Origin of the sequence: Methanoregula sp., from assembly GCF_003170075.1 — an archaeon.
Lineage (GTDB): Archaea > Halobacteriota > Methanomicrobia > Methanomicrobiales > Methanospirillaceae > Methanoregula.
This window is the reverse complement of record NZ_PMZU01000014.1, coordinates 1-4,058: the sequence shown is the minus strand read 5'-3', so window position 1 is coordinate 4,058 and position 4,058 is coordinate 1. Positions and strand designations below refer to the sequence as shown.

The following is a 4,058-nucleotide window of genomic DNA, read 5'->3' as shown; positions in this document are numbered from 1 at the left end:
ATATTAACTTAAAATTGTAAACTTGTCGTTATTGATTGATCGCTAAAAAATCTCCGCATCTGATAAGTTGCTCACGTACGGGTACTAAAGATAAACACAACGAAGATCAGCACTAGAATAGGAATCATGGATGATGCCATCTTCAAGATCTTACAAAGTATTACTCCACCTACCATTTTTTCCAAACCTTAAAAAACAAGCAGCAATGATATTCACATGACTGATGTTATATGACCCTCGACAATGATCTCTCCCGCATCGGAATATCACTTCCCAAGAACCTGCTCGACCGGTTTGATGAAATTATTAACGCCCGTGGGTATTCCTCCCGGTCGGAAGGCATCCGTGACGCCATTCGCACCTACATTACCTACTACAAATGGATGGCAGATGTCAAGGGAGAACGCGAAGGGGTTATTACGATGGTCTACGATCACGACCAGCGCGGCCTTCTCACCACCATCACCGATGTCCAGCACGAGTACCACGAGATCATAAAGGCATCCCTCCATTCGCACGTAACCCATACCAGGTGCCTTGAAGTGATCCTTGTACATGGGGACGGTGCGCAGATCAAGACACTTGCCGAACGGCTGATGTCCCAGAAAGGGGTCGAATCAGTGAAACTTACCACAATCCAGATTGAGGACTAACGGGGACGGGTCAACCCCCGCTTTTTTTCACATTTGTTCCGGGTATTCCGGTAAAATTTTCATTATGCCGGCAGTGCTCTTGCTGATGGGAACCATTGTCAACCTTATGAAAAACAGATATACAGCCGGTGTAACACGGGGACTGGAAGATTCACCACCCACTTCGTGAACAAAGCCGGACCCCCACGAACTTTTTTTAGACAATACAACCCCACCCAATCCCGACGCTTCACTTCCGCGTCGCGTGCAATATTCCCATCACGCCCAGGGTGGAATATACCGGTGAACGGTCAATAGAGAACATGTACCGGTCCCCGATGTAATCCAGCAGCACAGGATCCGGGAGCCCGCTGATAGGAGGGATATGCAGTTCCATCTCGATTCTCCGGATCCCGTCGAGATCCCGGGGCTGGATCAGCCACTCTGCTCCCTCGCAGTCGCATTTCAGGAAATCGCAGCCCCCGGCCATCCGAACGAGGTTTCCCAGTGTGTACGTGGGGGACAAGCACCGGTACCCGTCCCAGGATATCTCTGCCGGCACGCCTGTGCCAAGCGCCCCCCGGATGATCCGCACGTCCGCATGGTTGAGCCGGACATTCTCTTCCAGCAAATCGGCAGTCACCGGTTCAACGGCAGTCACATGTGGTGAGAACCGTGCCGCCCGCAGGCAGAACGCCCCGACATTTGCCCCGATATCGAGTACGCGGTCATCCGGCCGGATATCAGAAAACTGGTACTCGGGTACTTCTGTGATCTGCCGGTACGGTGCACCGGTCACCTGGAACAGTACCTGGTCACGGGTGACGATGGGCAGCGCAGAAGAGTTGCGGGTGGGATCAGCATTTGGTTTATTCATGAGGATGAACCGCCGGGGGTACCCCACACAAAGTTGGGAAACCACGTGTGCTTTTCCCGGTAGAGCAGACCATGCGATAAAACTGATCCTTTCTCCCGGAGCCCGGAAAAAGGACTTCCTGCACATACGAATTTGTGGCATGCCGAAAGGGATGTGAGGTACCGGCCAAGAACTTTTGTTTGTCAGGTGCGTACCCGGGTACTGTCCATGGGATTAAAAGAACGTCTTTTTGGGATCATACCGGAGGAGGACCGTCGGCGCATCTCCCCGCATTTCGATGTGATCGGGGACATCGCCATTATTGCCCTGCCGGAGGATCTTAACGGATATGCCCCCGTCATCGCAGAGACGATCAAATCCCACCGGCAAGGCATCAGGACAGTTCTTCTTAAAGTGGAAAAAGTCAGGGGAGACTGCCGCACGGCGCGCTACGATATTATCTCCGGTGAGACCACGATAACCACGCACCACGAGTACGGTTTTTCCTACCGTCTCGACCTCGGCACAGTCTTTTTTAATCCCCGTCTCGCAAGCGAGCGCTGGCGGGTGACCAGCCAGGTACAGGCAGGGGAGAGGGTACTTGTTCCTTTCTGCGGCGCGGGACCGTTTGTCATACCCGCCGCTGCACGCGGGGCATCCGTCCTGGCAGTAGAACAGAACCCGGATGCGTACCGCTGGCTGCAGGAGACCATGCGGCTAAACCGGTGTGCCGGCCGGGTCACGGCAGTCTGTGGCGACGCATTCGACACCGCACTTCTGCCATCAGAGCCGTTTGACCGGGCAATCATCCCGACACCGTACGGGATGGATGAGATCCTTGGTGTTCTCGCACCTTACGTCAGACCCAGGGGCATGTTCCATTTTTACACGTTCAAAAACCGGAAGCAGAGTGAAGAGATGGAACGAACCTTTAAAAGAACCGGCTACCATGTCGTTACCCGGCGCCGGTGCGGAAATGTCGCCCCTTCGGTGGCCCGTTGGGTGTTCGATCTTAAAAAAGCAGGACATCCGGGGAGAGTCGCGGATACACCCGCGAATCCGGGATGAAAACGGATGATCCTATTCGGCCCGCAGTGCGTCGATCGGGTCCATATTTGAGGCCATCCACGCGGGATAGAGCCCCGACACTACGCAGACAACGACGCCGATGATCATGCCGTACGGGATGTAGATGAGGCTTTCCGGGCGGAAGAAGTATGCGGTGCTGCCGATCATGGCATTCACGACCGAGTATCCGATAATAAAGCTCATGATTCCGCCCACCACCGCACCAATGATACCGAGGATGAGCGCCTCGTACAGGAACATCCTGCGCACTTCACCTTTTTCAGTCCCGATAGAGAGCAGGATACCAATCTCCTGTACCCGTTCCTTGACCGACATCATCATGACATTGAAGATGCTCACCGCAGCAACGACAAGAGAGATACCGCCAATTGCCATAATAAACGTTGTAATCGTTCCTAACGTACTGGTGATAGTAGACAACCGGGAGCTGGCGTCGGAGATTCGCACGACTTCCGAATTCCGGTTTACTTTCTTGTCAATTGCAGCTTCTGTCTGGTTGATAGTATCAACATCCTGCAGGATCACGTTCACCTGATCATAGACGTCAAGGTCACCGAAGTGATTCGTATACCAGTTATCGGAAACAATGATTGCATTATCTGCATTGACCCCATCGGCGGCAATTCCCCGTGCCTGGAGAATGCCGGCAACCCTGACGACCGGTCGGGTAACCGTGGCGCAGTTCTGTCCGATTTTCAGGGTATCTCCGACTGCAATATTCAGGTTACTTGCAACCGTTGCACCCACCAGCGCCTGGTCACCGCCATGGATATTCGATCCGTTTGCAACCGTGAGGAATTTTGGGATGTCGCTGGGGTTAAGCCCATAGATCGAACCTCTTCCATTGGTATTCCCGACAGTAAACTGCGTACTGGTACGATGGATCGGGACAACATCATTCTGCCCCGCAGATGACCTGATATCGTTGAGCTCACTCGCGTCAATTCCATTTGCAGCAGTGACAGCCCCCGGGGTAGTGCTCATTCTTACAACATCGGATGTGAGCATAATCGTGTTGACGTTTGCCGAGAGCTGATCTTTTACCGAGAGCTGCATGTTGGTCCCCAGCATTCCCATTGACGAGATAGCAACGACACCGATCACGATCCCGATCGAGGCAAGAAGCGAGCGCAGGAAATTCAGGCGGACGCTCCTCACAGAGAGGTCAAAAAAAATATCTCCTTTGATCATGATTCTACAATCCTCCCGTCTTCCAGCCGGATTGTACGGTGTGCGTACTCGGCGATCTTCGGGTCATGGGTCACGAGAATGACCGTCTTTCCCTCACTGTGCAGGCCACAGAGAATATCCATGATCTGGAATCCGGTCTTACGGTCGAGATTACCGGTCGGTTCATCGCAGAGAAGGATCTTTGGCTCATTAACGAGCGCCCGGGCAATGGCCACCCGCTGCTGTTGTCCTCCCGAGAGCTGGTTGGGCCGGTGTTCTGCCATTTCCCTCTCAATTCCTACCTCGTCGAG

At 53.4% G+C, this 4,058-nt stretch carries 5 protein-coding genes; 2 read left to right on the top strand and 3 right to left on the bottom strand.

Going from position 1 to position 4,058, the window contains the following annotated elements:
* The first annotated feature begins 230 nt into the window (after positions 1 to 230).
* Positions 231 to 653, top strand: coding sequence for a nickel-responsive transcriptional regulator NikR (nikR, locus tag QZN75_RS01130; protein ID WP_292423661.1), 423 nt, complete (start codon positions 231 to 233; stop codon positions 651 to 653).
* A gap of 229 nt (positions 654 to 882) precedes the next feature.
* Here the strand turns inward: nikR and QZN75_RS01125 are convergent, their stop codons facing one another.
* A complete protein-coding gene (locus QZN75_RS01125; protein ID WP_292423659.1) occupies positions 883 to 1,509 on the bottom strand; it encodes an FkbM family methyltransferase in 627 nt (208 codons plus the stop codon).
* Positions 1,510 to 1,716: 207 nt separating this feature from the next.
* On the opposite strand from QZN75_RS01125, the gene QZN75_RS01120 reads away from it, so the two are divergent.
* Positions 1,717 to 2,556: a class I SAM-dependent methyltransferase family protein gene (locus tag QZN75_RS01120; protein WP_292423657.1), complete on the top strand. Its 840-nt coding sequence runs from the start codon at positions 1,717 to 1,719 to the stop codon at positions 2,554 to 2,556.
* Positions 2,557 to 2,568: 12 nt separating this feature from the next.
* On the opposite strand, the gene QZN75_RS01115 is transcribed toward QZN75_RS01120, so the two are convergent.
* On the bottom strand, positions 2,569 to 3,768 hold the full coding sequence (locus QZN75_RS01115) for an FtsX-like permease family protein (protein WP_292423654.1): 1,200 nt from the start codon (positions 3,766 to 3,768) through the stop codon (positions 2,569 to 2,571).
* A partial coding sequence (locus QZN75_RS01110; protein WP_292423651.1) for an ABC transporter ATP-binding protein occupies positions 3,765 to 4,058 on the bottom strand: 294 nt, incomplete at its 5' end. The genes QZN75_RS01110 and QZN75_RS01115, both read right to left, overlap by 4 nt.